The organism is Arthrobacter sp. SPT-J7, from assembly GCF_059089965.1.
Genome location: NZ_JBNHFF010000359.1, coordinates 1 through 2,293 on the forward strand (window position 1 = coordinate 1; position 2,293 = coordinate 2,293).

1 protein-coding gene and 1 pseudogene are annotated in these 2,293 nt (G+C 62.1%); one reads left to right on the plus strand and one right to left on the minus strand.

Annotated elements, in window-relative coordinates; translation table 11 throughout:
* Nucleotides 1–421 precede the first annotated feature (421 nt).
* A pseudogene (istB, locus tag AC5RWX_RS32615) lies at nt 422–1,165 on the plus strand (IS21-like element helper ATPase IstB); the annotation flags it as partial.
* 7 nt (nt 1,166–1,172) lie between these two features.
* Here the strand turns inward: istB and AC5RWX_RS32620 are convergent.
* Nucleotides 1,173–1,361: a hypothetical protein gene (locus AC5RWX_RS32620; protein ID WP_494100309.1), complete on the minus strand. Its 189-nt coding sequence runs from the start codon at nt 1,359–1,361 to the stop codon at nt 1,173–1,175.
* Between the last annotated feature and the right edge of the window lie 932 nt (nt 1,362–2,293).

Consider the following 2,293-nt stretch of genomic DNA (forward strand, 5'->3'; position numbering starts at 1 on the left):
GGGAGGGTGTGGGAGAGTAGGTCACCGCCGGACATTCTTTACACAGGGAAGGCCCCGCCAACGACGGCGGGGCCTTCCCCGTTTAACCACCAAAACACTACACCCGCGCTTGCTGGGCGTCGTTGGCGGGAAGTCCCCAAAGACATCCGTGCCCCCAGCCCACGAACTGCCCCTGGTTCCGGTACGCCGGCTGCAGCGGGCCCGGAAGTGGTGCTTCCAACCGCAACCTACACTGTCTTCACCTCTGTTCCGACGGCCGGACGGGAGCGCTTCGTGCCAGCGCCCGCCAGGGTGTGGGGCCCGATGTATGGTCAACCCCGTATGTGTGCGTGACAAACGGAGTTGAGGGGTGGGCTTGGCAACCGTGACGGTCCAGCCCGGAGACCAACTTGGCGAGGAGTATCGCCTCCGGATCACCGAGGTCGATGAAGCTCTCACCGTTGCCGGGAAGGAACAACTCTCCTATCAAGGATTCCTGGCCGAGCTGTTGTTGGCCGAGTGCGATGACAGGGACCGGCGCTCCTCAATCCGCCGCGTCAAAGCCGCGGAACTTTCCTCGGGACAAGTGGCTAGAAGATTTCGGCTTCGATGCGAACCCGAACATCAACTTCGCCACCATCCATACTCTGGCCACCGGAGACTGGATCCGCAAAGGAGCGCCCCTGTGCCTTATCGGAGACTCCGGGACCGGGAAATCGCACCTGCTCATCGGGCTCGGCACGGCAACGGCGGAGAAGGGCTATCGGGTCAAATACACGCTGGCGACCCGGCTCGTGAACGAACTCGTCGAAGCCGCCGACGACAGAATGCTGGCCAAGACCATCGCCCGCTACGGGCGGGTGGACTTGCTGTGTATCGATGGGCTGGTTACATGGAATTGGACCGGCGAGGCGCGGAGCTGCTTTTCCAGGTCCTCACTGAACGCGAGGAGAAGAACTCCATCGCGATCGCAAGCAACGAGTCGTTCTCCGGCTGGACCAAAACCTTCACCGACCCAGGCTTGTGCGCCGCGATCGTGGACCGCCGGACCTTCAACGGCACCATCATCGAAACCGGAACCGACTCCTACCGTCTCGCCCCCACCATCGCCCACCAAGCTCCTAAGCGGTCCAAGACTGCGAGGCGTTGCGCGGCGACCGGTTCGGAGAGCCTAACGGGGATGTGACGCACGCTTATGCCTTCTGGTTTGGCCGGAGCTCACGCCACTTCTTGTACGTGAACGGCAGCATGATTATCACCAGGAGCAGCACGGCAATGCTCGGAACAAACACCCACACGCTTGTGTTGGCATCGGCCCCATAGATGACGAGAAGCACGCCAACGATTGCCAGCAGCAAAAGCGTTACGTGAATCGAGAACATTACGCGCCACAATTGAAGGTCGCTCTGTCGACCGGACGACTCCCAATCCACCATCGCTTCAGCCTAGGGTCCAAAAGCCATTTAGATAGCTACCCTACGCGGAGTCAGACCCCGGAAGTGTGGTCGTAGGGCGCTCTACGATCCCGAAACGGGTGTCCCGAATAGGCATCCAAAACTTCCCTTTAGAACCCGATGGAGACCAAAGCCTTCAGGCGGCTGGAATGTTCGTCCTACGAAACTTTTGAGTGGCACGAAAGTGCAGGTCTGGGGCCAAGCATGACCGTCCCTCCGGGGCCAGGAGTACTTGACACAGCCATTCACCGAGCTCGTGTCTATGAAGCTGGTGCAGGGGTCCGTGTCGCAGCCTGCAGAAGGCAGTTCACCCGGAGGCGGCTGACCTGCCGCGTCTTAGTGGACCTTGCTGGCCGGGACTGCTGATTGCTCGTGTCCTGGACGAGGTCGGCTACCGCGCCCGCTGACGTTAGCGATGCCGGCTCGGGGAAGTTGTCCTCTATCGGGGCCGGGACTTCTCATGCGTGGCGTCGGCTCTTTGGTGGCCGGGTCTCCCGGGCTCAGCGTTCCGCTTTGCGGGTCTGTTGCCGGCTTTTTGTGAGCGGCTGCACAGTTCGGCTTGGGGCCGGGGTGGCGGTTTCGGGCTGTGCTGGGGTGTGGTGTCGGGGTGGCGGTTCGGTGTGGTGGCGGGGTTTGTGGGGCGCCGGGCGGGTTGCCGGGTGGGGGTGTGGGGCGGGGTGTGGGGGTGATTTGCGGGGTGGCCGGATGGGGTGTATTGTTTTCTGAGTCGCTGCTGCTGAAGCAGAGAAAACAGCGGCCAAAACCCCTTCGAACATACGCCAGGATCTGGTGCGTTTTACGCGCCTCTGGGGTGGTTGGAGGGGCCGGGATTCGGGTCTGAATCCGCCGGGAACGGCGAT